The organism is Mesorhizobium sp. PUT5, assembly GCF_052216645.1.
Lineage (GTDB): Bacteria > Pseudomonadota > Alphaproteobacteria > Rhizobiales > Rhizobiaceae > Mesorhizobium.
The window spans coordinates 639,508-662,380 of sequence record NZ_JBQOSO010000003.1; the positions used below are offsets into that span (position 1 = coordinate 639,508).

Annotated in this window: 18 protein-coding genes, 3 pseudogenes and 1 other annotated feature; of the genes and pseudogenes, 8 read left to right on the plus strand and 13 right to left on the minus strand. The window is 64.7% G+C overall.

The genetic code is table 11. The features are described from left to right. Positions 1 to 37 precede the first annotated feature (37 nt). Positions 38 to 1,864, minus strand: a complete 1,827-nt coding sequence (gene typA, locus ACTDI4_RS04600; RefSeq protein ID WP_442840034.1) for a translational GTPase TypA — start codon at positions 1,862 to 1,864, stop codon at positions 38 to 40. 205 nt (positions 1,865 to 2,069) lie between these two features. Here typA and ACTDI4_RS04605 point away from each other — a divergent pair, with 205 nt between their 5' ends. After that, entirely contained in the window at positions 2,070 to 2,336 is a 267-nt protein-coding gene (locus tag ACTDI4_RS04605; protein WP_442840035.1) for a hypothetical protein, read from the plus strand. Positions 2,337 to 2,361: 25 nt separating this feature from the next. On the opposite strand, the gene ACTDI4_RS04610 is transcribed toward ACTDI4_RS04605, so the two are convergent. After that, entirely contained in the window at positions 2,362 to 3,588 is a 1,227-nt protein-coding gene (locus tag ACTDI4_RS04610) for a serine hydrolase domain-containing protein (RefSeq protein ID WP_442843265.1), read from the minus strand. Positions 3,589 to 3,679: 91 nt separating this feature from the next. After that, complete coding sequence (locus ACTDI4_RS04615; protein WP_442840036.1) at positions 3,680 to 5,113, minus strand: alginate export family protein; 1,434 nt, start codon at positions 5,111 to 5,113, stop codon at positions 3,680 to 3,682. A gap of 150 nt (positions 5,114 to 5,263) precedes the next feature. On the opposite strand from ACTDI4_RS04615, the gene pyc reads away from it, so the two are divergent. The 3 genes and pseudogenes from pyc to ACTDI4_RS04630 all read left to right on the plus strand — a co-directional run bounded on the left by pyc (position 5,264) and on the right by ACTDI4_RS04630 (position 9,419). Beyond that, a complete protein-coding gene (gene pyc / locus ACTDI4_RS04620) occupies positions 5,264 to 8,722 on the plus strand; it encodes a pyruvate carboxylase (protein ID WP_442840037.1) in 3,459 nt (1,152 codons plus the stop codon). Positions 8,723 to 8,901: 179 nt separating this feature from the next. After that, positions 8,902 to 9,057: pseudogene (locus ACTDI4_RS04625) on the plus strand (GapR family DNA-binding domain-containing protein); the annotation flags it as partial. A 101-nt stretch (positions 9,058 to 9,158) separates the two neighbouring features. Then, positions 9,159 to 9,419, plus strand: coding sequence for a DUF2312 domain-containing protein (locus ACTDI4_RS04630; protein WP_442840038.1), 261 nt, complete (start codon positions 9,159 to 9,161; stop codon positions 9,417 to 9,419). Between the two features lie 200 nt (positions 9,420 to 9,619). On the opposite strand, the gene ACTDI4_RS04635 is transcribed toward ACTDI4_RS04630, so the two are convergent. Beyond that, complete coding sequence (locus ACTDI4_RS04635) at positions 9,620 to 10,315, minus strand: hypothetical protein (RefSeq protein WP_442840039.1); 696 nt, start codon at positions 10,313 to 10,315, stop codon at positions 9,620 to 9,622. Positions 10,316 to 10,338: 23 nt separating this feature from the next. Between ACTDI4_RS04635 and ACTDI4_RS04640 the strand changes: the two are divergent. After that, positions 10,339 to 11,054, plus strand: a pseudogene (locus tag ACTDI4_RS04640) (IS3 family transposase); the annotation flags it as partial. Next, positions 10,620 to 10,736 (plus strand) — a sequence feature (AL1L pseudoknot). (Overlaps the previous pseudogene by 117 nt.) A 153-nt stretch (positions 11,055 to 11,207) precedes the next feature. Here the strand turns inward: ACTDI4_RS04640 and istB are convergent. The 9 genes and pseudogenes from istB to ehuB all read right to left on the minus strand — a co-directional run bounded on the left by istB (position 11,208) and on the right by ehuB (position 18,986). Next, positions 11,208 to 11,942, minus strand: coding sequence for an IS21-like element helper ATPase IstB (istB, locus tag ACTDI4_RS04645; protein ID WP_442839287.1), 735 nt, complete (start codon positions 11,940 to 11,942; stop codon positions 11,208 to 11,210). Continuing rightward, positions 11,875 to 13,443: an IS21 family transposase gene (istA, locus tag ACTDI4_RS04650; RefSeq protein WP_442839288.1), complete on the minus strand. Its 1,569-nt coding sequence runs from the start codon at positions 13,441 to 13,443 to the stop codon at positions 11,875 to 11,877. The genes istB and istA overlap by 68 nt, the downstream gene beginning before the upstream one ends. A gap of 119 nt (positions 13,444 to 13,562) precedes the next feature. After that, positions 13,563 to 13,862 (minus strand): annotated as a pseudogene (locus tag ACTDI4_RS04655) (helix-turn-helix domain-containing protein); the annotation flags it as partial. Positions 13,863 to 14,097: 235 nt separating this feature from the next. Beyond that, positions 14,098 to 14,982: a universal stress protein gene (locus tag ACTDI4_RS04660; protein WP_442840040.1), complete on the minus strand. Its 885-nt coding sequence runs from the start codon at positions 14,980 to 14,982 to the stop codon at positions 14,098 to 14,100. A gap of 218 nt (positions 14,983 to 15,200) precedes the next feature. Continuing rightward, entirely contained in the window at positions 15,201 to 15,917 is a 717-nt protein-coding gene (locus ACTDI4_RS04665) for a GntR family transcriptional regulator (protein ID WP_442840041.1), read from the minus strand. Further along, entirely contained in the window at positions 15,914 to 16,693 is a 780-nt protein-coding gene (gene ehuA, locus ACTDI4_RS04670; RefSeq protein ID WP_442840042.1) for an ectoine/hydroxyectoine ABC transporter ATP-binding protein EhuA, read from the minus strand. The genes ACTDI4_RS04665 and ehuA overlap by 4 nt, the downstream gene beginning before the upstream one ends. Beyond that, positions 16,690 to 17,349 (minus strand): ectoine/hydroxyectoine ABC transporter permease subunit EhuD, encoded by a 660-nt coding sequence (gene ehuD, locus ACTDI4_RS04675; protein ID WP_442840043.1) that lies wholly within the window; start codon positions 17,347 to 17,349, stop codon positions 16,690 to 16,692. The genes ehuA and ehuD overlap by 4 nt, the downstream gene beginning before the upstream one ends. Then, complete coding sequence (ehuC, locus tag ACTDI4_RS04680) at positions 17,346 to 18,074, minus strand: ectoine/hydroxyectoine ABC transporter permease subunit EhuC (RefSeq protein WP_442840044.1); 729 nt, start codon at positions 18,072 to 18,074, stop codon at positions 17,346 to 17,348. Before ehuC ends, ehuD begins: the two co-directional genes overlap by 4 nt. A gap of 51 nt (positions 18,075 to 18,125) precedes the next feature. Next, positions 18,126 to 18,986 (minus strand): ectoine/hydroxyectoine ABC transporter substrate-binding protein EhuB, encoded by an 861-nt coding sequence (gene ehuB, locus ACTDI4_RS04685; RefSeq protein WP_442840045.1) that lies wholly within the window; start codon positions 18,984 to 18,986, stop codon positions 18,126 to 18,128. A gap of 250 nt (positions 18,987 to 19,236) precedes the next feature. On the opposite strand from ehuB, the gene ACTDI4_RS04690 reads away from it, so the two are divergent. From ACTDI4_RS04690 to ACTDI4_RS04700, 3 genes are read left to right on the plus strand one after another with little or no spacing between them, the layout of a single operon-like run. Next, positions 19,237 to 20,403, plus strand: a complete 1,167-nt coding sequence (locus ACTDI4_RS04690) for a M24 family metallopeptidase (protein WP_442840046.1) — start codon at positions 19,237 to 19,239, stop codon at positions 20,401 to 20,403. 11 nt (positions 20,404 to 20,414) lie between these two features. Next, entirely contained in the window at positions 20,415 to 21,602 is a 1,188-nt protein-coding gene (locus ACTDI4_RS04695; RefSeq protein WP_442840047.1) for a M24 family metallopeptidase, read from the plus strand. Between the two features lie 9 nt (positions 21,603 to 21,611). After that, entirely contained in the window at positions 21,612 to 22,868 is a 1,257-nt protein-coding gene (locus tag ACTDI4_RS04700) for a sarcosine oxidase subunit beta family protein (protein WP_442840048.1), read from the plus strand. The last annotated feature ends 5 nt before the right edge of the window (positions 22,869 to 22,873 follow it).

Genomic DNA, 22,873 nt, shown 5'->3' on the forward strand with positions numbered 1-22,873 from the left:
GGCGCGGCAAAGATGTCGCCGCGCCGGAAGCGTTGGTTCAGGCCGCCCCCGCCACCTTCTGCTTCTCGAAGCGCTTGCGCTCGTTGGGGTCGAGATAGAGCTTGCGCAGGCGGATGGTCTTGGGCGTCACCTCGACCAGTTCGTCGTCCTGGATCCAGGCCAGCGCGCGCTCCAGCGTCATGCGGATCGGCGGGGTCAGCTTCACCGCCTCGTCCTTGCCGGCGGCGCGGATGTTGGTGAGCTTCTTGCCCTTCAGCACGTTCACTTCGAGATCGTTGTCGCGGCTGTGGATGCCGATGATCATGCCCTGGTAGACCTTGACGCCCGGATCGATCACCATCGGGCCGCGGTCCTCCAGGTTCCACAGCGCATAGGCCACCGCCTCGCCCTGTTCGTTGGAGATCAGCACGCCATTGGTACGGCCGGGCAGTTCGCCCTTGTAGGGCTGGTAGGAGTGGAACAGCCGGTTCATCACGGCCGTGCCGCGCGTGTCGGTCAGCAACTCCGACTGGTAGCCGATCAGGCCGCGCGTGGGAGCATGGAACACCAGCCGCTGGCGGTCGCCGCCGGAGGGCCGCAGCTCGATCATCTCGGCCTTGCGCTCGCTCATCTTCTGCACGACCACGCCGGCATGCTCCTCGTCCACGTCGATGACCACTTCCTCGACGGGCTCGAGCAACTGGCCGTTCTCGTCCTTCTGCATGACGACGCGCGGCCGCGACACCGCAAGCTCGAAGCCTTCGCGGCGCATGGTCTCGATCAGGACCGCGAGCTGCAGCTCGCCGCGGCCGGACACATAGAAGGAGTCCTTGTCTGCGGATTCCTCGATCTTCAGGGCGACGTTGCCTTCCGCTTCCTTGAACAGGCGGTCGCGGATGACGCGGCTGGTCACCTTGTCGCCTTCGGTGCCGGCAAGCGGGGAATCGTTGACCAGGAAGCTCATGGTCACGGTCGGCGGATCGATCGGCTGGGCCGTCATGGGTTCCGTGACGCCGGGGTCGCAGAACGTATCGGCGACGGTTCCCTTGGAAAGGCCCGCAATGGCGACGATGTCGCCGGCCTGCGCTTCGTCGATCGGCTGGCGCTCGATGCCGCGGAAGGCGAGGATCTTGGAGACGCGGCCGTTTTCCAGCAGCGTGCCGTCATGGTGCAGCACCTTGACCGGCTGGTTGGGCTTCAGCGTACCGGCCTCGATGCGGCCGGTGATGATGCGGCCCAGGAACGGGTTGGCTTCAAGGATGGTGCCGATCATGCGGAACGGACCATCCGCCACCTTGGGCTCCGGCACATGCCTGAGCACCAGGTCGAACAGCGGCGCGAGACCCTGATCCTTGGGGCCTTCCGGGTTCTCGGCCATCCAGCCGTCGCGGCCCGAGCCGTACATGATGGGGAAGTCGAGCTGCTCGTCGGTGGCGTCGAGCGCCGCGAACAGGTCGAACACCTCGTTGATGACCTCGACGTGGCGCGCGTCCGGCCGGTCGATCTTGTTGACGGCGACGATCGGCTTGAGCCCGACCTTCAGCGCCTTGCCGACCACGAACTTGGTCTGCGGCATCGGGCCTTCGGCAGCGTCCACCAGCACGATGGCGCCGTCCACCATGTTGAGGATGCGCTCGACCTCGCCGCCGAAATCGGCGTGGCCGGGCGTGTCCACGATGTTGATGCGCGTATCCTTCCATTCCACCGAGGTGGCCTTGGCCAGGATGGTGATGCCGCGCTCCTTTTCGATGTCGCCCGAATCCATGACGCGTTCGGCGACGCGCTGGTTGTCGCGGACGGAGCCGGATTGCTTGAGCAGCGCGTCGACCAAGGTCGTCTTGCCATGGTCGACATGCGCGATGATCGCGATATTGCGAAGTTTCATATGTTTCTCTGGATTTGCTGGCAGCAAGCCCAGATGTTGCAGGCTGGGCGCCGCATCGTTCTAATGGGCGGCTCATACATGTTTTTCCGCAGTTGCGAAAGGGGCGGCGCGCGCGAATGCTGAATCACCATTTGTTAAGCCTTCAAGCGTAGCGTTCCGTTAACCAATCGTGGCAGCTTTGAAGCGGGGCAATCGACATCCCATGATGCGCAAGTTCGACCGAACCGCACCTGCCTTCGCCTGCGCGGCGCTCGCCGTTCTGCTGGCCTCGGCCGCCGCGCGTTCCGCAGCCACCCATGGCAACGATCGCGCTGCGGCAACGGCGGCACAACAGCTCTTCCCCGACGCGCCGGACGGCGTCGACCCGGTGGTGACCGGACCGGTAAGCGCGACCTTCAGGCAGCGTCAAGCCGACGCCGGCTGCGACAAGGCGGTGTGGCCGCAAATTCCCGCGCAATGCTATCCGCGCTGAAGCCGCCCGGCGCCCGCGCGGCCCGTCATTTCATCAGGTATTTTGCGACCGCATCGTAGGCAGGCAAGGAAGTGGGGTCGTTGGCGGCGTTGCCCGCCTGCGGCGTAGAAGCAAAACGCGCGATGACCATGCGGGCTTTCGGATCGACATAAATCGCCTGGCCGTGGACACCGCGGGCCATGAACGCGCCATCCTCATTGTGGGTCACCCACCACATGCCGCGATAGCTCCAGCCATCCAGGAGCGTGTAGCCGGCTTTCGAGAAAGCAGCCTTGTCGCCGCCGGCGCGGATGCTGTCTATCGCCGCCTTCGGGATGAGGCGCCGGCCATCGAACACGCCGTCGTCGAGCATCAGTTGCCCGATACGCGCAAGGTCGCTCAGGCCCGCGTTGAGTCCGCCGCCGGCAAACGGCGTGCCGATGGAATCCACAGTATAATAGGCGTCCTGCTCGGCGCCCATCTGGCCCCAAATCCGTTCCGCAAGCAGGTCGGCGACGGATTTGCCGGTCACTCGTGCGATTATCCAGCCGAGCGCATCGGTGTTTATGGTCTTGTAACCGAAGGCTGCACCATGCTCGCCTTCCTTGGCCACAGTTTCCAGATACTCGAAATAGCTCCGTGGCCCGGTGTAACCTTCGGGCTTGGGCAGCGGGTTGCCCGCCGCGCCGTGGCGCCAGACGTCGGCGTCAGGATCGGAATAATCCTCGCTGTAGCGAAGCCCGGTCGTCATATCGAGCACTTGCCTGGCGGTGGCATCGCCGAATGCGCTTTTCGCCAGTTCCGGCACGATCGTGGCGACTTTCGCGGTCTCATCGAGCTTGCCTTCGGCCACCAGCATCTCGCCCAGCAGACCGGTCAGCGATTTCGTCACCGACATGGCGCCATGCTTGCCGGCGTCGTCCAGGCAACCGGCATAACGCTCATAGACGATCACGCCGTCATGCAGGACGACGATGCCGTCGGTGTAGTTGGCAGAGAGCGACTGCGCCCAGGTCATCGGCGCGCCGCCGCCCAGCGGCGTGAACGTCACGGCGTCGATCCTGTCGTCGATCTTGCGCTCGAACGGGATCGGCGCGCCGAGACCGCGGCTGACGCCGACCGTCGGCATCAACTGGCGGAAATGGCAGACCGTCCAGCGCAGCTTGGGAAAGCTGAAATAGTCGGGATCGGAAAAGCGGATGATCTTGTCCGGCGGCGGCGGCGCGCCGATCATCCAGCCCAGTTTCACCGGATCGGACGCTTCGGCCGACATCGGCTTGTCCTCCTGCGTCTGTGAGCGCGCGGGCATCGTCATCGCGCCGAGCGCGATGGCGGCGATCGCGCCTGCGAGGAACCTGCGCGGCTCAGAAATCGACCACGACATTGACGAACCCTCCTGTCCAGACCGGCGCCGAACTGGCGTTGACCACCGAGTCTGCTCCCGGCCCGGGAAAGGAAACGCTGAACCCGGCGGTGAGATAGGTGTTGGGGTTCAGGACGCGATTGTATTCGAGGAAGACATCGTCCGAGAGATGCTTGGCGGTGACGCCGGCGATCGGGTTCGGCACGCCGTTGGCGTTTTCCACCCGTGTCGCCTGGCCGAACTGGATCGGGCTGCGCAACTCGTTGGCGCTGATATAGGCATAGCGCAGGGTGAACGTATCGCGCTGCGTCGGCGTGACCCGCAGGCTGATCTGGTGCGCATTGACGTTGGAGTTGATGAACACCATCGAAGATTTCGAGCCGGTCGCCCAGGCGCTCGGGCTGCCTTCGTAGAACAGCGGATCGAAGCGTTCGAGTTTCGCCGTCGCCGGATCATCGCCTGAAAACGTCTGATAGGAATACGTCAGCGTCGGCGCCCACGAATATTCGGTAAACGTATAGCCGATCTGGACACGGGCGGCCCACGCCTGCATGTCGATGCGGTCATTCTGCTCGTAGGCGAAATCGCCGGCGACGAAAAAGCCGTCGAGACTTTCGCCGAACGGATTGGTCCGGCCATACAAATTGACGAAATTCAGGCCGTCGCGCGCGTCGGGCAGCACGCTCGGCGCGCCGACGCCGCCGGGCGCGGCCTTCGGATAGGGAGCCGACGAGGCCAGCACATGGCCAAGCGTTGCCCCGGCAAAGGTGGTGTCATCCGGCTGATAGCGAAAATCCGCGCCGACGATCTGGGTGTTGGTGTCGGTGTCGGAACGTTCGTTTGCGTCGAGGTAGAATGCCGTGCCGGTGAAATCGTCGAAGCCGAAACGGCCTATAGCGGCGGCTTCCCACGCCTTGCGCGGGCCGAGCTTGAGCGCCCCGCGCTCGAAGCCGCTGGAACCGCCATTGGCAAGCAGCATGCCAGTGCCCGCCTTGAACTCGCGCGGCCCGAGCGAAATGTCGTAGGAGGGGCTGCTCGGCTCGTTCGAGCGTAGCCCGAGATAGCCCTCCTCAAGCGTTATGCGGCCGGTGTTGCCGGTGTCGTAGGCGTCGATGCCGAGCGTGCCGGAGGCAACCGCCGAAACCTTGCCGTAGGCGGCCAGGCCGCCGAGATCCTGCGTGAAGCTGAGGCTGGGCTTGACATAGCCCTCAAGCCAGTTGGCGTTGGAATTGAAGCCCGCTGACGGTGCGAATGTGTCGGCGTAGTCCCAGAACAGGTTTCGTTCCGCCACCACGTTCACGCCGGCCTGAAGATGCGCGCGCACGATGAGGCCGTCTCGATCAAGCAGGACCATGGGGTCGTCGGCATGGGCCCGTTCGGCCGCCAGAAGGCCACCGGAGAGCAATACGACCTTGACGCCGCCGCAAATCCGCATCCCTCGCATCCGAAATCCAGCCGGGCATCCGCCAAGCTTGAACTAGATCAAGACGCAGGTCCAGTCAGACGTGTTTTTGGTTGCACTGCAGCATTTTCGCGCTAAACATTTGCCGCCTTTCTGTCCCCGGTAAATGTGGAGCGCGCGTCCTTGGCCATCACGAAGATCCTCGTCGCCAACCGATCCGAAATCGCCATCCGCGTCTTTCGCGCGGCCAGCGAGCTGGGCCTCAAAACGGTGGCGATCTGGGCCGAGGAGGACAAATACTCGCTGCACCGCTTCAAGGCGGACGAGAGCTACCAGGTCGGGCGCGGGCCGTGGCTGTCCAAGGACATGGGGCCGATCGAGAGCTACCTGTCGATCGACGAAATCATGCGCGTGGCGAAGCTCTCGGGCGCCGATGCCATCCATCCCGGCTACGGGCTGCTTTCCGAAAGCCCGGAATTCGCCGAAGCCTGCGCCGAAAACGGCATCATCTTCATCGGCCCCAAGCCGGAGACGATGCGCCGGCTGGGCAACAAGGTGGCCGCCCGCAACCTGGCCGTCGAGGTCGGCGTGCCGGTGGTTCCGGCCACCGATCCGCTGCCCGACGACATGGGCGAAGTGAAGCGGCTGGCCGCCGGGATCGGCTATCCGCTGATTCTCAAGGCCTCCTGGGGCGGGGGAGGGCGCGGCATGCGTGTCATCCGTTCCGAGGCCGATCTCGACCGCGAGGTCATAGAGGGCAAGCGCGAGGCCAAGGCTGCCTTCGGCAAGGACGAGGTCTATCTGGAAAAGCTGGTCGAGCGCGCCCGTCATGTCGAGGTGCAGGTGCTGGGCGACACGCATGGCAATGTCGTGCATCTGTTCGAGCGCGACTGCTCCGTCCAGCGTCGCAACCAGAAGGTGGTGGAGCGCGCGCCCGCGCCCTACCTTAACGACGCGCAGCGCCGGGAACTGTGCGACCACGCGCTCAAGATCGCCCGGGAGACGAGCTATATCGGCGCCGGCACCGTCGAGTTCCTGATGGATGCCGACACGGGCAGGTTCTACTTCATCGAGGTCAATCCGCGCATCCAGGTCGAGCATACCGTCACCGAGCAGGTGACGAGCATCGACATCGTCAAGGCGCAGATCCATATCCTCGACGGCGCCGCCATCGGCACGCCGGAATCGGGTGTGCCGGCACAGGACGACATCCGCCTCAACGGCCACGCGCTCCAGTGCCGCATCACCACCGAGGACCCGGAGCAGAACTTCATTCCCGACTACGGCCGCATCACCGGCTACCGCTCGGCGGCCGGCTTCGGCATTCGTCTGGACGGCGGCACGGCCTATTCCGGCGCCATCATCACGCGCTACTACGATCCGCTGCTGGTGAAGGTGACTGCCTCCGGCAGGACGCCGGACGAGGCGATCCACCGCATGCACCGCGCGCTGCGCGAATTCCGTATCCGCGGCGTTTCCACCAACCTCACCTTCCTGGAAGCGATCATCACGCATCCGCGGTTCCAGGACAATTCCTACACCACCCGCTTCATCGATTCGACGCCGGAACTGTTTGCCCAGGTCAAGCGGCAGGACCGCGCCACGAAGCTGCTGAACTATCTGGCGGACGTCACCATCAACGGTCACCCCGAAGCGCGCGGCCGCGCCCGTCCGAAGCCGGACGCGGCGGCTCCCGTCGTTCCGTGGTTCACCGGGCCCGTTCCGGACGGCACCCGCCAGAAGCTCGACCAACTCGGCCCGGAGAAGTTCGGCCAGTGGCTGCGCGCGCGCCCCGAGGTGCTGGTCACCGACACCACCATGCGCGACGGCCACCAGTCGCTGTTGGCCACGCGCATGCGCACGCACGACATTGCCCGCATTGCTGGCACCTATGCGCGGGCGCTGCCGCAACTCCTGTCGCTCGAGTGCTGGGGCGGCGCCACCTTCGACGTGGCCATGCGCTTCCTCACCGAGGACCCGTGGGAGCGGCTGGCGCAGATACGCGAAGCCGCGCCCAATATCCTTCTCCAGATGCTGCTGCGCGGCGCCAACGGCGTCGGCTACACCAACTATCCCGATAATGTGGTGCAGCATTTCGTGCGTCAGGCGGCTTCGGGCGGCATCGATCTGTTCCGCGTGTTCGACTGCCTGAACTGGGTGGAGAACATGCGGGTCGCCATGGACGCCATCGGCGCCGAGGGCAAGCTGATCGAAGCCGCCATCTGCTACACCGGCGACATCCTCGATCCGGCCCGCGCCAAATACGACCTGAAATATTACGTCGGTCTGGCCAACGAACTGGAGGCGGCCGGCGCCCATATCATCGCCGTCAAGGACATGGCCGGCCTCTTGAAGCCCGCAGCCGCAAAGGCGCTGTTTTCGGCGCTGCGCGGGGCGACCGACCTGCCCATCCACTTCCACACGCACGACACCTCCGGCCTGTCGGCGGCGACGGTGCTGGCGGCGGTCGAGGCGGGCGTAGATGCCGTCGACGCGGCGATGGATTCGCTTTCCGGCAACACCTCGCAGCCCTGCCTCGGTTCCATCGTGGAGGCGCTGAAGGGCACCGAGCGCGACCCCGGCCTGGACATGGGCTGGGTCAGGAAGCTGTCCTTCTACTGGGAGGCGGTGCGCAATCAGTATGCCGCCTTCGAGAACGACCTGAAGGGCCCTGCCTCGGAGGTCTATCTGCACGAAATGCCGGGCGGCCAGTTCACCAACCTGAAGGAACAGGCGCGCGCACTCGGACTGGAGACGCGATGGCACGAGGTGGCGCAGGCCTATCACGACGCCAACCTGATGTTCGGCGACATCGTCAAGGTCACGCCGTCGTCCAAAGTGGTGGGCGACATGGCGCTGATGATGGTCTCCCAGGACCTCGCCGTCGCCGATGTGGAGAACCCGGCCAGGGACATCGCCTTCCCCGATTCGGTCGTTTCCATGCTGCGCGGCGATCTCGGCCAGCCGCCGGGCGGATGGCCGAAAGCCCTGCAGAAGAAGGCACTGAAGGGCGAGAAGCCGATCACGGTCCGTCCCGGCTCGCTGCTCAAGCCGGCCGACCTGGAAAAGAGCCGCAGGGAGATCGAGGAAAAGCTGGGGCGCCCGCTTTCCGAATACGAGTTCGCCTCCTGGCTGATGTATCCGAAGGTGTTTTCCGATTTCGCCGCCGCGCAGGATACCTATGGGCCGGTCAGCGTGCTGCCGACGCCCAACTATTTCTACGGCATGAAGCCCGAGGACGAGATCTTCGTCGAGATCGAGAGGGGCAAGACGCTGGTGATCCGCTGCCTCACCACCGGCGAGACCGACGAGAACGGCATGGCTACCGTGTTCTTCGAACTGAACGGCCAGCCGCGCCGGATCAAGGTGCCGGACCGCATCCACGGCGCCTCCGCCGCCAAGGTGCGCCGCAAGGCCGAAGCCGCCAACGAGGGGCATGTCGGCGCGCCGATGCCGGGCGTGGTCTCGGCGGTGGCGGTGGCGGCCGGGCAGGCGGTCAAGGCCGGCGACGTGCTTTTGTCCATCGAGGCGATGAAGATGGAGACGGCGCTGCACGCCGAGCGCGACGGCACGGTTTCGGAAGTGCTGGTGCGACCCGGCGACCAGATCGACGCCAAGGATCTGCTGATCGTCTTCGGCTGATTTCGGAGTGCCCGGCACGGGCGTCCGTCCATTGTTGCGCCGTCGCCCCGCCCGGCGGCAGCTTTGCCGGTGCGGCACATAACGCCTTGACCCTCGTCTGCCGGTCGGGCATCGAACCTCGCGAAAAACAGGCCGCCGCCGTCCGAGTCGGCTGCCGGGAAAACCCTATGGAGAATCAGATGGCCGACGACATCACCGAAACCAGCCAGACCGTTGCCGCCGGCCAGTTGCGCGCCTTCATCGAGCGCATCGAGCGCCTGGAGGAGGAGAAGAAGACGATCTCCGACGACATCAAGGACGTCTATGCCGAGGCCAAGGGCACGGGCTTCGGGTCGCCCCTAAAACTTGTCGCCTAGCAATTATATCAATGATTTATGTGGGCAACACTTCGTCGACTTAGACGACACGCCTTCTCCCCGAAATAGGAAATGACGACATGGCAGACGAAGTCACCGACAGCAGCCAAACCGTGGCAGCAGGCCAGCTCCGCGCATTCATTGAACGTATCGAGCGGCTCGAAGAAGAAAAGAAGACGATCGCCGACGATATCAAGGAGGTGTACGCTGAATGTAAGGGCACCGGATTCGACGTGAAGGCGGTCAGGCAGCTCGTCAGAATGCGCAAGCAGGATCAAGCTGAACGGCAAGAGGCCGAGGCGATCCTCGACCTCTACATGGCCGCTCTCGGGATGGCATGACCGCTACAAATCTAAGCGGATGAAAGCTCGGCGAAACGACGACATGTTTGGCCCCGCGGCAAAGCTGCGGGGTCGGCTTTCGGCGATCCATGGCACCTGCATTCGGCCATCGGAACCAATGTCATCTTCACGCAGGGCCAAGTCCGTACTGTTCGACTCAGTTCGATCCCATACCAGTTGTGCCGCAGCCTGGTTCTCCATCATACCGCTGTGCCTTCGAGACCCGCTAGCCGTTCAATAAGCCTCATCTCCTCGGGGTAGATTAGGTCGAGGCCTGCGCCCTGACTCATTTTCACCCGCCCACTGCGATGAACCAGGTCGAATTCCTCGAGCTCGTCATTGTCCCGAAGCCGGGTAGCTAGCTTCCGGATTAGCTTTGTGTCGTCGGCGCTGACGGCGGATTGCGCCAGGGGGCCGTCGACTTTCCGTGGCATATACCGTCCTTCCCTAAGCGCTTCGACATCGATCTCGGGGTGTTTCCTGAGCGCGGCGACAATGATGTCCAACTGCCTCTTCGCCTCGCGCCCCTTGGCGAGAACCTCCCGCAGAAGGGCTTGGTCATGAATGGAATCGATGCGGTCGATGATGTCGTCAGCCCTTCTCGACAGCGGCGTCGGCCGCTTTGGTCGGCCGGGGCGCTTCGACTCGGCGTCGCGAAGCTTGAGATATGTCATAAGGTTCCTGTCACCGCGGATCGTCGTGGCGACCGGCCCCGACCATTCCGATCCGCTCCCGTCTAGACGGGCGCGGAATCGTACATACTGTTCGATGACGCGGGAATTCAGCTTCACGAAGTTGGGATTGAATATCTCCGGGTCCTGTCTCGCAGACTTGGCAAGCTTGTAAGCGCCGCCGGATAGGATCTTGAACCGCCCCGGGTTTGCCGGAGGCTCCAACTTCCCAATAGGATGGAGCCATGATGAGCAAAACGACGAACAAGTTTTCCCCTGAGGTGCGCGAGCGTGCGGTGCGGTTGGTATTCGATCACGAGGCTGATCATTCTTCGCGCTGGACTGCCTGCCAGTCGATAGCGGCAAAGATCGGCTGCTCGGCGCACACGCTGCTGGATTGGGTGAAGAAGGCCGAGATTAATGCTGGCAAGCGAGCCGGCGTTCCGACAGACATGGCCGAGAAGATGAAGGCTCTTGAGCGGGAGAACCGGGAGCTTCGGCAGGCCAACGAGATACTGCGCAAGGCGAGCGCTTATTTTGCCCAGGCGGAGCTCGACCGCCCATTCAAACGATGATCGCGTTCATCGACGATCACCGCGAGGCGCATGGGGTCGAGCCGATCTGCAGGGTGCTGCCGGTCGCCCCGTCGACCTACCACGATCATGTCGCCAAGCGCGCCGATCCCGAGAAGCTGTCGACGCGGGCGAAGCGGGACCTCGCGCTGAAGCCGGAGATCGAGCGCGTCTTCGCCGAGAACTTCGAGGTCTACGGCGCGAGGAAGGTCTGGCGGCAGATGCTGCGCGAGGGCTTTGATGTCGCGCGCTGCACGGTCGAGCGGTTGATGGCCGACCTCGGCCTTCACGGCGTCATTCGCGGCAAGCCGATCCGCACCACGGTGCAGGACAAGGCCGCGCCGTGCCCGCTTGACCGCGTGAACCGGGTCTTCCACGCGCCGGCCCCGAACATTGTCAATGACCGTGGAATCGGGACCCTGTATTTTCGTGCAAAAGGGACCCCGGTTTTGGGGTTGATGAAGGGCACGGCGGTTAGCGCCCGATCAGGCGAAGCTGGTCGGGGTTGCACAGCCTGATCGGGTGCGGTTCGTTGGTTTTTGGCTTTAGCTTTGAGAGCGGCTCTTGAAGCGCCAGGATTCGTTTCCGGTCTCGACGATCTCGCAGTGATGCGTCAGGCGATCGAGCAGCGCAGTGGTCATCTTGGCGTCGCCGAAGACGGTGGGCCATTCGCCGAACGCCAGATTGGTGGTGATGATGACGCTGGTGCGCTCGTAGAGTTTCGAGACGAGATGGAAGAGCAACTGCCCGCCGGCCTGGGCGAAGGGCAGATAGCCCAGTTCATCGAGCACGACGAAGTCGAGCCGGGTCAGGTGATCGGCAATGCGCCCCTGGCGGCCGGCACGGGTCTCGGTCTCCAGCCTGTTGACCAGGTCGACGACATTGAAGAAGCGGCCGCGCGCGCCGTTGCGGATAAGCGCCCGGGCAATGGCGATGGCTAGATGGGATTTGCCCGTGCCGGTGCCGCCGACCAGGACGACGTTACGCTGATCGGCGACAAAGGCTCCGCCGGCAAGATCGCGGATCAGGCTCTCGTTGACGGGCGTGCCGGTGAAGTCGAAGTCATCGACGTCCTTGGCCAATGGCAGCTTGGCGACGGTGAGCTGGTATTTGATGGAGCGGGCCTGCTTCTCCGATATCTCGGCCTGCAGCAGATCGCCGACGATCTTCGGAGGTTCGTGCTGCCGCTTGATGGCGACGCCCATGATCTCGTCATAGGCTGATCGCATCCCGTAGAGCTTCAGCGTGCCCATCAGTTCCAGAACCTCGGTGCGTTCCATGATTATCTGCTCTCCTTAGACGGTCATAGCGGGCGCAGTCGGCGATCGGCTCGTGAGCCAGCTTCAGCGCCTGGGGAATGGAAAGGATCGTGCCCGGCGCCGGGTCGCGGCGGCGGGCCAGGATGTTGAGGATCACCGCCGCCGACGAGACGCCGTGATCGAGCGCCTCCTGACAGGCCGCCTCGACCGCGTTCAATCCGTCGCTCAGCACACAGGTGAGGATCGACACCATCTGCCGGTCGCCGTCATCGGCGGCCTTGAGCTTGCGGCGCACCTTCTCCATGGCCGACGGCAGAACCCAATTCTTGAACGGTGCGCCGTTGCGCAGTCCACCGGGCTTGCGGGCCAGCACCGGGACGTAATGCCAAGGGTCGTAGATCACCTCGTTGCGGCCGAAGCAGCGGGCATGTTCGCCCACGACCACGCCGTCCTGGCGGATGACGATCCGATCGGCATAGGCATGGATCTCGACCGGCCGGCCGACGGCGCTCGACAGCACCGAGTATTTGTTGTTGTCGAAGCGCACCGTGCAGGTCTTCGACACCGAGGCGGGAATGCAGTGGAAGCCGTCGAAGCGCCCGGCATAGGGGATGAAGCTGCCGCGCTCCTCCTCGAACACCTCCCAGATCGTGCGGCCGTCCTGTTCGGGGTGCCGGTGCGCCTTGGCGTAGGAGACGCATTTGTCGGCCAGCCAGCCGTTCAGGTCCTCCAGCGTCTTGAAGCGCAGCCGCGGCGTGAAGAAGCGCTCGCGCACCAGCCCGACCTGGTTCTCGACCTGGCCCTTCTCCCAACCCGACGCCGGCGTGCAAGCTTCCGGTTCGACAAGGTAATGTCCGCACATCTGCGCGAAGCGGCGGTTGTAGCGGCGATCCTTGCCGATGAAGATCGCGTCCACCGCCGTCTTCATGTTGTCGTAGATGCCGCGCGTGCAGGTTCCGCGGAAGAAGGCGAAGGCCCGATCATGGGCGTCGAACACCATCTCCTGCGTCTCGCGCGGATACGCCCGAACAAAGAACATGCGGCTATGACAGAGCCGCATGTGCGCCACCTTCACCGTAACCGTCACGCCGTCCAGCAGGACGACCTCGTGACTCCAGTCGAACTGATAGGCTTCGCCGGGCGCAAAGCTCAGCGGGATATAGGCCTCGGCCGCGGCGCTGCCGCGTTGCTCTTCCCAATCCTGCGCATGCCGCCACACTGAGCTGTAGCTGCCGTCATAGCCGAGGCCGCGAAGCTCCTCGAAGATCCGGATCAGCGTCAGCCGTTCCCGCTGCGGCTTCGCTGCATTCGCCGACAGGAGCCCGTCCAGCTTCTCGCGCCAGGCCCCCATGCGAGGATAGGACTGATGCTTGCGCTCGTACCGGAACTCCGTCTCGTCCGAGCGCAGCACCTTGCGGACCACTTTCCGCGAGATCTTCAGCTCCCGGCAGATCGCCTTGATCGACTTCCCCTGCACCAGCGACAGCCGGCGTATCTTTGCAATCGTCTCCACAACCAACATCCAAAACACAAATGCCTCCGATCAAACCGGAGGCACTTTGATGACCCCACGTTAAGGGGTCCCGTTTGGACGAAAATTACCCCTCAAACAGGGTCCTCATTCCACGAAAAATCACACCCGGCGATCGAGACGTGCAAGCCGATCTCGATCAGCGCCAGGCGCAGTTCCTCAAGCGAGGTGTCCCTGCGCGCTTCCCAAATCGCCAGGATGTCCGCCCCACGCTCCTCGATCCGGCGTGACCGCATATCGCCGCCCTGTGGTTTGGGAGAAAAGTCGCCAGTTTCCCGGCGCTGCGCCTGCCAGCGGATCGCCGTCGATGGTGCAACGCCAAAGCGAGCGGCTGCCGCACGGCAGCTCATACCATCATCAACCGCCGCCAGAAGCCGCGAACGCAAATCCATCGAAAGAGGTTGGCCCATCCATGCCGGCCTCCATCACCAGCACGGATCCTGAATCAGAAATTACGCTCCGAGGGAATCCACTCTCGATTCATAACGGTCGAAATCCGCTCTAGTCTTCGAGGTTGCCGCTGTCCCTTGAGAGATCACGGCTCGACATTGGGCAGCACCTGATGCTTGGCTGCCCTTAGACAGCCGCCTGTCAGTCTTCCTCGGGTCTGGCCCCTGCCGTTGCGGTTCACGGGGGGCGCGGCCTTCAATGCATCATCAAAAGCGGTATTTCCGCATGCGCGAGCAGGGAGCGAGTCACCCGGCCCAGGAGCATCTCCAGCAACTGGCCGTGCCGGTATGCGCCGGTCAGGAGGCACGAAGCTCCGATCGCGTTCGCGTAGCCGGCAAGCGCATCGGCGACCGCCTCCGGGCCGGAATCGATGCCGACGATTTCCGCTTTGATGTCCATTTCCGCCAGGCGTTGCGCGGCAGCGTGGCGATAGGCTTGGCTGCCGTCGTCGACGCATACCACCGTGACCCTGGGAGCTGCGGCCAGCCACGAGCGGGCCGCCTGCACAGCGCGCAGGGCGTGCTCGTCCGGCTTCCATCCGATCACGACATGGCGCAGGAAGCCTACCGGCCTCGGCCGGTAGGGTGGCAGCAATGCGAGCCGGTGGCTCTGGAAAAGCACTGAATGAACCACATCGCGCGCGTCCAGATTGCCGGTACGGGGCGTGACCACGAGATCGGCGTCGGCGCATTCGGCAACCACGCAGCGGTCGACCTCGCCGGAATGGTCATGCCATTCGACCCGCTCCCGGCCCGGCGCCTCTCGGCGCCAGTCGTCGAAAACGGCTCTTATGCGGGCGAGCCGCTCGCCGGCCGTTCCTTCATGGGTCTCCCGAAGCAGTTGGATGTCGATCTCTTCGGCCGAGGCCAGCATGGCCATCGGATCGGCCCCGATATGAACCGTGCGCATCGAACCGCCGACGGCATTGGCCGCCGCCTCGCCGAGTTCGAGACAGGCGCGGGCGCTGAATTGATCCGGCAGCAGCACCAGCACCTTCGGCGGGTATCGGCGATCCGTTGACGGCAGAGCCTCCGCGCCTCGCGACCGCGGCGATTGTCGATCGGATTTGTCCTGGGCCATGGTGCCTGCTCCTTCCGCCTGTGAGGAAAAGCGTCACCAGATGCAATCCGCTGCCGCTGGCGCAGCAGGAGTTATCAGCGGCAAGCGTAGTACCGGTTCAGTGCATTGGCAATGCGCGTCTTCCGCCGGAAGACGATCCTGTCGCGGCCCATGTCGCCTGTCGTTCCCATCTGCATCACCTGGATACCTGGATACCTGGGTTTCGGGTGAACCCTGTCCTAACCGGGAGCTTGCGCGGCGGAATTGCGATGCAGCATCATGCGCCGGAAGCTCATGGAAATATGCGCGCGCCGGATATGGCCGATGGACGCCCAGTCGCCGATCTCGGCCGCCGCCAATATTTCGGCCATCTCCCTGCGGAAGGCGCTGAATTCCTCGATGAGGCCCAGTTGCGGCATCATCTTGAGGACCACGCGCGCCACCTGGAAATACAGGCGCTCGCTGATCTCCCGCAGCGGCTGGTTTCCGGTCAGGGCGGTCAGCTCGTAGAAAAAATCCATGTTGAGGCGCAGGAACGCGCGTTGATCGGGCGCAGCCATGGCTTCGTCGCATTGCCTGATAAGGTCGCGGATACGGTCGAGATCCCCCGCGGTGCGGGGAACCGGGGAAAGCCGGCCGATCATCTCGGCCAGTTCCATGCGCAGATGATAGACCTGCTGCAGTTCCTCGATATCGACGTCCGTGACGATGGTGCCCACCCCATGCACGGACTGGACGAGACCCTCGGCTTCGAGCCGTGCCAGCACCCGCCGCACGGGCGTTCGGCTGATCTCGAATTCCTGCGCCAGTTCCTCCTCCGACAGGAAGCTTCCGGGCGCATAGTCCAGCAGGCAGATGCGGTCGCGAAGGATGCGATAGATGCGCTCGGACCGTTCCCGGGCGGAAAGCGGGCGTGGCGCGGCGGCCTCGGCCTTCATATTGGTGTCAAGCGTCATCCAGCCTCCAGGACGGCGTGCAGGAACTGCCGCGTCCGCTCATTCTTCGGCGCGCCGAACAGCTCGTTCGGAGGTCCCTGCTCGCAGATCTTGCCCTGATAGAAGAAGCAGACCCGATCGGAGAACTCCTTGGCGAAACCCATCTGATGGGTGACCATCAGCATGGTCAGGTCGTGCTCGCGACCGATCCGCCTTATCACCTGCAGCACTTCGCCGACAAGTTCCGGATCGAGCGCCGAGGTCACCTCGTCGAACAGCATCACCTTGGGCCGCATGGCGAGCGCGCGCGCGATCGCCACGCGCTGCTGCTGCCCGCCGGAAAGCTGGGAAGGATAGTGATCCTTCTTCTGCGACAGGCCCACCATGTCCAGAAGCTCGGCCGCGCGCGCCTCCGCCTCCGCCCGCTTCATGCCGAGCACGGTGATCGGGGCCTCGATGCAATTCGCCATCGCCGTCATGTGCGGGAACAGGTTGAAGGACTGGAAGACCATGCCGATCTTGGCCCGGATGCGGCGGATATGCGCCAGGTCCGCCGGCACCAGCTTGCCTTTCCTCTCCATATGGGTCAGCGGCTCGCCCTCCACCCAGATGACGCCGTCATTGATCGCCTCGAGCGTCATGAGCATGCGCAGCACGGTGGTCTTGCCCGAGCCGGACGGGCCGATGATGGAGACCTTCTCGCCGCGGGCGATCTCCAGATTGAGGCCGTCCAGAACCGTCAACGCGCCATAGCGTTTCGAGACGTTGTCGAAGCGGACCATCGGCTGTTCCGTCATCGCATTGTCCTCCGGATGAGCAGGCGCTCGAAAGCGCGGATGAAGGCGGCGGAGACGAGGCTCATCGCCAGGAAGAACAGGCCCACCAGCGTGATCGGCTCCGTGTAGCGGAAGGTTTCGGAACCGATGATCTTGGCGGTCTGCATCAGTTCCAGCACGGCGATGGCCGACAGAAGCGGCGTCTCCTTGAACAGGGCGACCAGATAGTTGCCGAGCGCCGGCACGATGGGCGGGATGACCTGCGGGATGATGATGTCGCGGAACGTCGTCCACTGCGACAGGTTGAGGGCGATCGAAGCTTCCCACTGGCCGCGCGGCACGTTCTCGAAGCCGGCGCGATAGACCTCGGAGCAGTAGGCGGCATAGTGGACGCCGATGGCCAGCACTCCGGCGGTAAAGGCGTCGAGCACGACCCCGAATTTCGGGAAGACGAAGAAGAGGAAGAATATCTGGATGAGCAGCGGCGTCGAGCGGATCAGCTCAACCAGCACCGATATGGCCGTGCCGGTCCACGGAACGGCGATACGCAGCACCGCGAGCGCGAGGCCGAGGGATGCGGCGAGCGCAAAGCCGAGCAGCGTGGCCTCGATGGTGATGACCGCGGCACGGGCAAGCACCGGAAGGATTTCAAGTGTGAAGGACCAGTCCCACATCACGCCGCCCTCCCGCGGGCCAGACCCCTGGAAGCGCGCCGTTCCAGAAGGCGCATGAAGATGGTGATGACGAGGGACATGACAAGATAGATCAGCAGCACCAGCGTGAAGATGGGCACGGTCTTCAGCGTGGCCTGGTTCATCTGCTGCGCCTTGAAGGTAAGATCGCCCAGCGTGATGAGCGATACCAGCGCCGTGGACTTGAGCAGTTCTATGAACAGGTTGCCCCAGGGCGGGATCATGGCGACGAAGGCCTGCGGCAGGATGATGCGGCGCAGCGCCTGCGCCGGGCTCATGTTCAGCGCGACCGTCGCCTCCCACTGGCCGCGCGCCACCGACTGGATCGCGCCGCGCACCACCTCGGAGCCATAGGCGCCGACATTCAGGCCCAGCGCCAGGATCGCGACCGTGAGGGCGTCCATCATGAGGCCGAACTGCGGCAGCACGAAAAACAGCCAGAAGAGCTGCACGAGCGCGGAGGTGCCGCGGAATATCTCGACATAGACGGTCGCGAGCCAGCGCAGGGGCGCCGGTCCGTAGAGACGGGCAAGCGCGGCAAGCACGCCCATCGCCACGGCAAGCAAGCTGCCGAGCACGGCGATCTTCAGCGTGAGCACAGTTCCTTCCAGCAGCCCCGGCAGGAACATGCCATAGTCGCTGTTTGTGGCCAATAGAGCGATCGCTGCGATAGCCGCGATCGCTATGCCGGCTAGCGTGCCGATACCCATCTGCGTCTCCGAACTGGGGGACGGCGTTCCTCGCCGTCCGTCAGGGACAGCCTACTCGCCGGCGCAGAGTTCCGCAGTGGTCTTGTTCGGCAGGTAGTCCTTGCCGAAGCCCAGCGGCTCCACCAGCGCGATGTGCTCGGGCGAGCCGATGAACTTCTTCAGCTCGGCGTTGAAGGCCTCCAGCAGATCGGTATCGTCCTTGCGGAAGCCGAAGCCGCCATGACCCTTGACCGACTTGCCGGCCACCTCGCCGAACGGTGTGGTGGATTCCACGCCGTCGGCCTTCTTGGCCATGTCCGCGATCGACAGCGCGGTGAGCGCCGCGGCGTCCGCGCGGCCGGACTGGACAGCGGCGACCAGGCTCGACTGGTCGGGCAGCACGACGAGCTGGCCCTCGCTCACGCCCGCATCCTTCGCGTAGCCGACCTCGACGGCGCCGGCCATGACGGCGAGCTTGAGGTCGGGGTTGTCCTTGATCGAGGAATAGTCCTTCACGCCCTTGGGGTTGCCCTTCACCACCAGCATGGCCTGTCCGATGCCGTAGGACGGCTCGGAGAAATTGATCTCGGCGCAGCGCTTGGGATTGATGAACATGCCCGCGGCGATGATGTCGAAGCGGCCGGCCTTCAGGCCGGGGATGAGCGAGCCGAATTCAGTCAGCACGCCGTCGACCTGCTTGATGCCCATCCTGGCCAGCACGGCCTTGGCCACTTCGGGCGCCTCGCCGGTGAGCTTGCCGTCGGGCGTGGCGAAACCGAACGGCGCCTCGTTGGCGAAGCCGACGCGGATGTAGCCGTCTGCCTTGGCGCGCTCCAGCGTCGATTCGGCCTGGGCGGCCCCGGTTGCGTAGAGCGCGGCGATGGCCGTGCCCAACCCCAGCAGGGTGCGTCGCGAAATAGCGGTGATCGTCATCATCTTGCTCCCGTTGTTCCTGGATATGCCGTCCCCGGCCCCTTATCCGGCATTCGAACGGCTCGCACGCATCGTTGCAGATTTTTCCGGAGGGCACAATAGATGTGCACATCATTCCATCAAAAAACACGAATGCGCTTGACATGCCCCACGATATACCTGGATATTCGCGCCAGTTGTACACAACATATCAGCCCGCTCGACGGGTGACAGCGGCCCGGGCCATGCGACCCCGGCAAGGGGGTTGGTCATGCTTGAAAAGATCCGCAGGGAACCGGCCGCGCCCTACTTCGCGCCGGACGAGTTCGACAGGCGGCGGCAGGCTGTCAGGCAGGCCATGGCCCGCCAGGGCATCGACACGCTGCTCCTCTCCGCGCCCGAGAACATCTTCTATCTGACGGGCCTCGACCACTGGGGCTATTTCGCGCCGCATGTGCTGGCGGTTCCGGCCGAGGGCGAGATGGTCCTGGCGACGCGGGCGATGGAGAAGGTCACCGTCGCGAACCAGGTGGGCAATGCGCGTTTCGAGGGGCACCGCGACGACGAAACCGTGGTCGACGCGCTGGCGCGCGCGCTTCCCGGCCGGCTCGGCTCGGTCGGGATCGAGTCATGGTCCTCGGGACTGCCGCACGGGCTCGCAGAGATGCTGAAGCAGAAGCTGGCGGCTTCGCGCTGGGTCGACGCCTCGGGCATCGTCGACCATATCCGCATGGTCAAGAGCCCTGCCGAGCAGGAACTGATGCGCGCTGCGGCGAGGGTGTCGGACGCCGGCGCCATGGCCGGGATCGCGGCCGTGGCCGAAGGCGCGAGCGAGCGCCATGTCGCGGCGGAAGCGGAGCGGGCGATGATCGAGGCCGGCGGCACCTTTGCCGGCTTCGGGCCGTTCATCCGCTCCACGCGGCGCCTCGGCGAAGAGCACACCACCTGGAGCGGCGACCGCTTCGCCGCGGGGGATGCCGTCTTCTTCGAACTCAGCGGCTGCGTCGCCCGCTATCATGCGCCGCTGGGCCGGCTGGTCCATGTTGGCCACGCCCCCAGGGAGACCGACGAGATGGCGGCCGTGACGGCCGACGCCTTCGACGCCGTCGTGGGCACCATGCGCGACGGCATTCTCTTTCGCGACGTCTACGCGGCATGGCAGGGCGTGGTGGACCGTGCCGGCCTCGCCCATTACCGGCGCCATCACTGCGGATACATGGTCGGCATCGGCTGCCCCCCGAGCTGGACCGGCGGCAACAAGGTCACGGGCCTGCGTCACGACAGCGACATCGTGCTCAAGACCGGCATGAGCTTCCATGTGCTGTCCTGGCTGATGGGCACGGGGCGGGGCGACTTCTTCATCTCCAACGCGGTTCTCCTCGGCCCCTCCGGCGCCGAGGTGCTGACCAGGACGCCCTCGGGCGTGACCATACGCTGAAGGAACCGGCGATGCAGTTCGGCGCAAACAACACACCCTTCAGCCGCGAGGAGTTCGCCTTCCGGCTGGCCTGCACCAAGCAGCGCATGGCCGCGGCCGGGCTCGACGCGCTCTATGTTTCTGAGCCGGCGAACCTCAACTATCTCACCGGCTATGACGGTTGGTCCTTCTACGTCCATCAGGGGGTGCTGGTTGCGCAGGATCTTCCCGAACCGGTCTGGATCGGCCGTGGCCAGGACGTCAACGGCGCGAGGCTGACCACAATCCTGCCCGAAGGTAACATCGTCGGCTATTCCGACGACCATGTTCAGTCGAATGCCCGGCACCCGTTGCAGGTGGTGGCGAAGGTGATGCGCGAGCGGGGGCTGGAGCGGGCCCGGATCGGGGTGGAGGAGGATTCCTTCTATTTCACCGCCAAGTCGCTTGCCGTGCTGAAAAGCGAGTTGCCCAATGCCCGCTTCCTCGATGTCGGTCCTATGGTCAACTGGGTCCGTGCGGTGAAGTCCGATGCCGAGATCGCGCTGATGCGGCAGGCCGCGCGCATCGCCGAAAAGACGATGGCGCGGGCGATCGAGGTGATCGACGACCGGATCCGGCAGTGCGACGCGGCCGCCGAAATCCTCGCCACGGCGACGCGTGGAACGCAGGACCATGGCGGCGACTATGCCGCCATCGCGCCGCTGATGCCCACTGGAATAGGCACCTCCTGCCCGCACCTGACCTGGAGCGATGCCCCCTTCGCCTCGCCGGCCGGCACGACGGTCGAGATCGCCGGTGTCAGGCGCCACTATCACGTGCCGCTGACGCGAACGATCCATCTCGGCACGCCGCCGGACCGGATGCGCAAGGCCGCCGATGTCGTGGTGGAGGGTCTGGAGGCCGCGCTTGCCGTGGCGAGGCCCGGCGCCGGTTCGCGCGACGTGCATGCCGCCTGGACCAGCACGATCGAACGGCACGGCTTCTTCAAGGACTCGCGCTGCGGCTATTCCATCGGCCTCGGCTATCCGCCCGACTGGGGCGAGCGCACCATCTCGCTGCGCGCGGTCGACGAGACCGTGCTGGAACCGAACATGACGATCCATTTCATGCCGGGTCTTTGGCTGGACGACTGGGGCATCGCCATCTCGGAATCGATCCGCATCACCGAGACCGGCGTCGAGGCTTTCTGCGATTTTCCGCGGCGCCTTTTCATCAAGTAGGAAATCTCTATGCGCCGCTATTCGGCCCTGTCCCTCCTGCGCAACGGCCTGTCCGGGCACAGACACTGGCAGCGCGCCTGGCGCGCGCCGGAGCCCAGGCGCTCCTATGACGTCATCATCGTCGGCGGCGGCGGCCACGGGCTGGCGACCGCCTTCTACCTCGCCGAAAACCACGGCATCCGCAACGTGGCCGTTCTGGAGAAGGGCTATGTCGGCGGCGGCAATGTCGGCCGCAACACCACGATCGTGCGTTCCAACTACCTGCTCGACGGCAACACCCAGTTCTACAAATTCTCGATGAAGCTGTGGGAGGGCATGACGCAGGCGCTGAACTTCAACGTGATGTTCTCGCAGCGCGGGCAAATCGTCACGGCCCATTCGGCCGATCAGCTCGACGCTTTCGGCCATCGCGCCAACATCATGCGGCTCAACGGCATCGACGCCGAAATCCTCCGCCGCGAGGATGTGCGCCGCCTCGTGCCCTATCTCGACTATTCGGAAACCGCACGCTTCCCGATCCACGGCGCGATCATGCAGGGCCGCGCCGGCACCGCCCGGCATGATGCCGTCGCCTGGGGCTATGCGCGCGCCGCCGACGGCCACGGCGTCGACATCATCCAGAACTGCCAGGTGACGGGCTTTCTGTACGAGGGCGAGCGCATCGTGGGCGTGGAGACCATGAAGGGAGCGATTTCGGCCGGCAAGGTCGGGCTGGCGGTGGCCGGCCACACCTCCGTGCTCGGCCGCAAGGCGGGGCTGGAGCTTCCCATCGAAAGCCATGTGCTGCAGGCCTTCGTCACCGAGCCGCTGAAGCCGCTGGTCGACCATGTCGTCGCCTATGGCGCGGACCATTTCTACGTCAGCCAGTCCGACAAGGGCGGACTGGTGTTCGGCGGCAGCCTCGACGGCTACAATTCCTACGCCCAGCGCGGCAATCTCGGCATGGTGCGCGAGGTCGCGGAGGCTGCCGTGGCGCTGATGCCGTGCATCTCTCGGGTGCGGCTGCTGCGCCACTGGGGCGGGGTCATGGACATGACGCCGGACGCCAGCCCGATCATCTGCCCGACGCCGGTGGAAGGGCTCTATCTCAATGGCGGCTGGTGCTATGGCGGGTTCAAGGCCACGCCCGCCTCCGGCTGGTGCTTCGCGCATACCATCGCCACCGGCGAGCCCCATCCGCTCAGCGCCGCCTACGGTCTCGACCGCTTCCGCACGGGCGCCACGCTGGATGAGGCCGGCGTCGGCCCGTTCGCCTGGCTGCAATAGGAGCG

What these genes read in the sequence shown, in the direction of transcription:
- typA (WP_442840034.1), bottom strand. Translation starts at nt 1,864, where the DNA reads ATGAAACTTCGCAATATCGCGATCATCGCGCATGTCGACCATGGCAAG.
- ACTDI4_RS04605 (WP_442840035.1), top strand. Translation starts at nt 2,070, where the DNA reads ATGCGCAAGTTCGACCGAACCGCACCTGCCTTCGCCTGCGCGGCGCTC.
- ACTDI4_RS04610 (WP_442843265.1), bottom strand. Translation starts at nt 3,588, where the DNA reads ATGTCGGCCGAAGCGTCCGATCCGGTGAAACTGGGCTGGATGATCGGC.
- ACTDI4_RS04615 (WP_442840036.1), bottom strand. Translation starts at nt 5,113, where the DNA reads ATGCGGATTTGCGGCGGCGTCAAGGTCGTATTGCTCTCCGGTGGCCTT.
- ACTDI4_RS04630 (WP_442840038.1), top strand. Translation starts at nt 9,159, where the DNA reads ATGGCAGACGAAGTCACCGACAGCAGCCAAACCGTGGCAGCAGGCCAG.
- istB (WP_442839287.1), bottom strand. Translation starts at nt 11,942, where the DNA reads ATGGAACGCACCGAGGTTCTGGAACTGATGGGCACGCTGAAGCTCTAC.
- istA (WP_442839288.1), bottom strand. Translation starts at nt 13,443, where the DNA reads ATGTTGGTTGTGGAGACGATTGCAAAGATACGCCGGCTGTCGCTGGTG.
- ACTDI4_RS04660 (WP_442840040.1), bottom strand. Translation starts at nt 14,982, where the DNA reads ATGGCCCAGGACAAATCCGATCGACAATCGCCGCGGTCGCGAGGCGCG.
- ACTDI4_RS04665 (WP_442840041.1), bottom strand. Translation starts at nt 15,917, where the DNA reads ATGACGCTTGACACCAATATGAAGGCCGAGGCCGCCGCGCCACGCCCG.
- ehuA (WP_442840042.1), bottom strand. Translation starts at nt 16,693, where the DNA reads ATGACGGAACAGCCGATGGTCCGCTTCGACAACGTCTCGAAACGCTAT.
- ehuC (WP_442840044.1), bottom strand. Translation starts at nt 18,074, where the DNA reads ATGGGTATCGGCACGCTAGCCGGCATAGCGATCGCGGCTATCGCAGCG.
- ehuB (WP_442840045.1), bottom strand. Translation starts at nt 18,986, where the DNA reads ATGACGATCACCGCTATTTCGCGACGCACCCTGCTGGGGTTGGGCACG.
- ACTDI4_RS04690 (WP_442840046.1), top strand. Translation starts at nt 19,237, where the DNA reads ATGCTTGAAAAGATCCGCAGGGAACCGGCCGCGCCCTACTTCGCGCCG.
- ACTDI4_RS04695 (WP_442840047.1), top strand. Translation starts at nt 20,415, where the DNA reads ATGCAGTTCGGCGCAAACAACACACCCTTCAGCCGCGAGGAGTTCGCC.
- ACTDI4_RS04700 (WP_442840048.1), top strand. Translation starts at nt 21,612, where the DNA reads ATGCGCCGCTATTCGGCCCTGTCCCTCCTGCGCAACGGCCTGTCCGGG.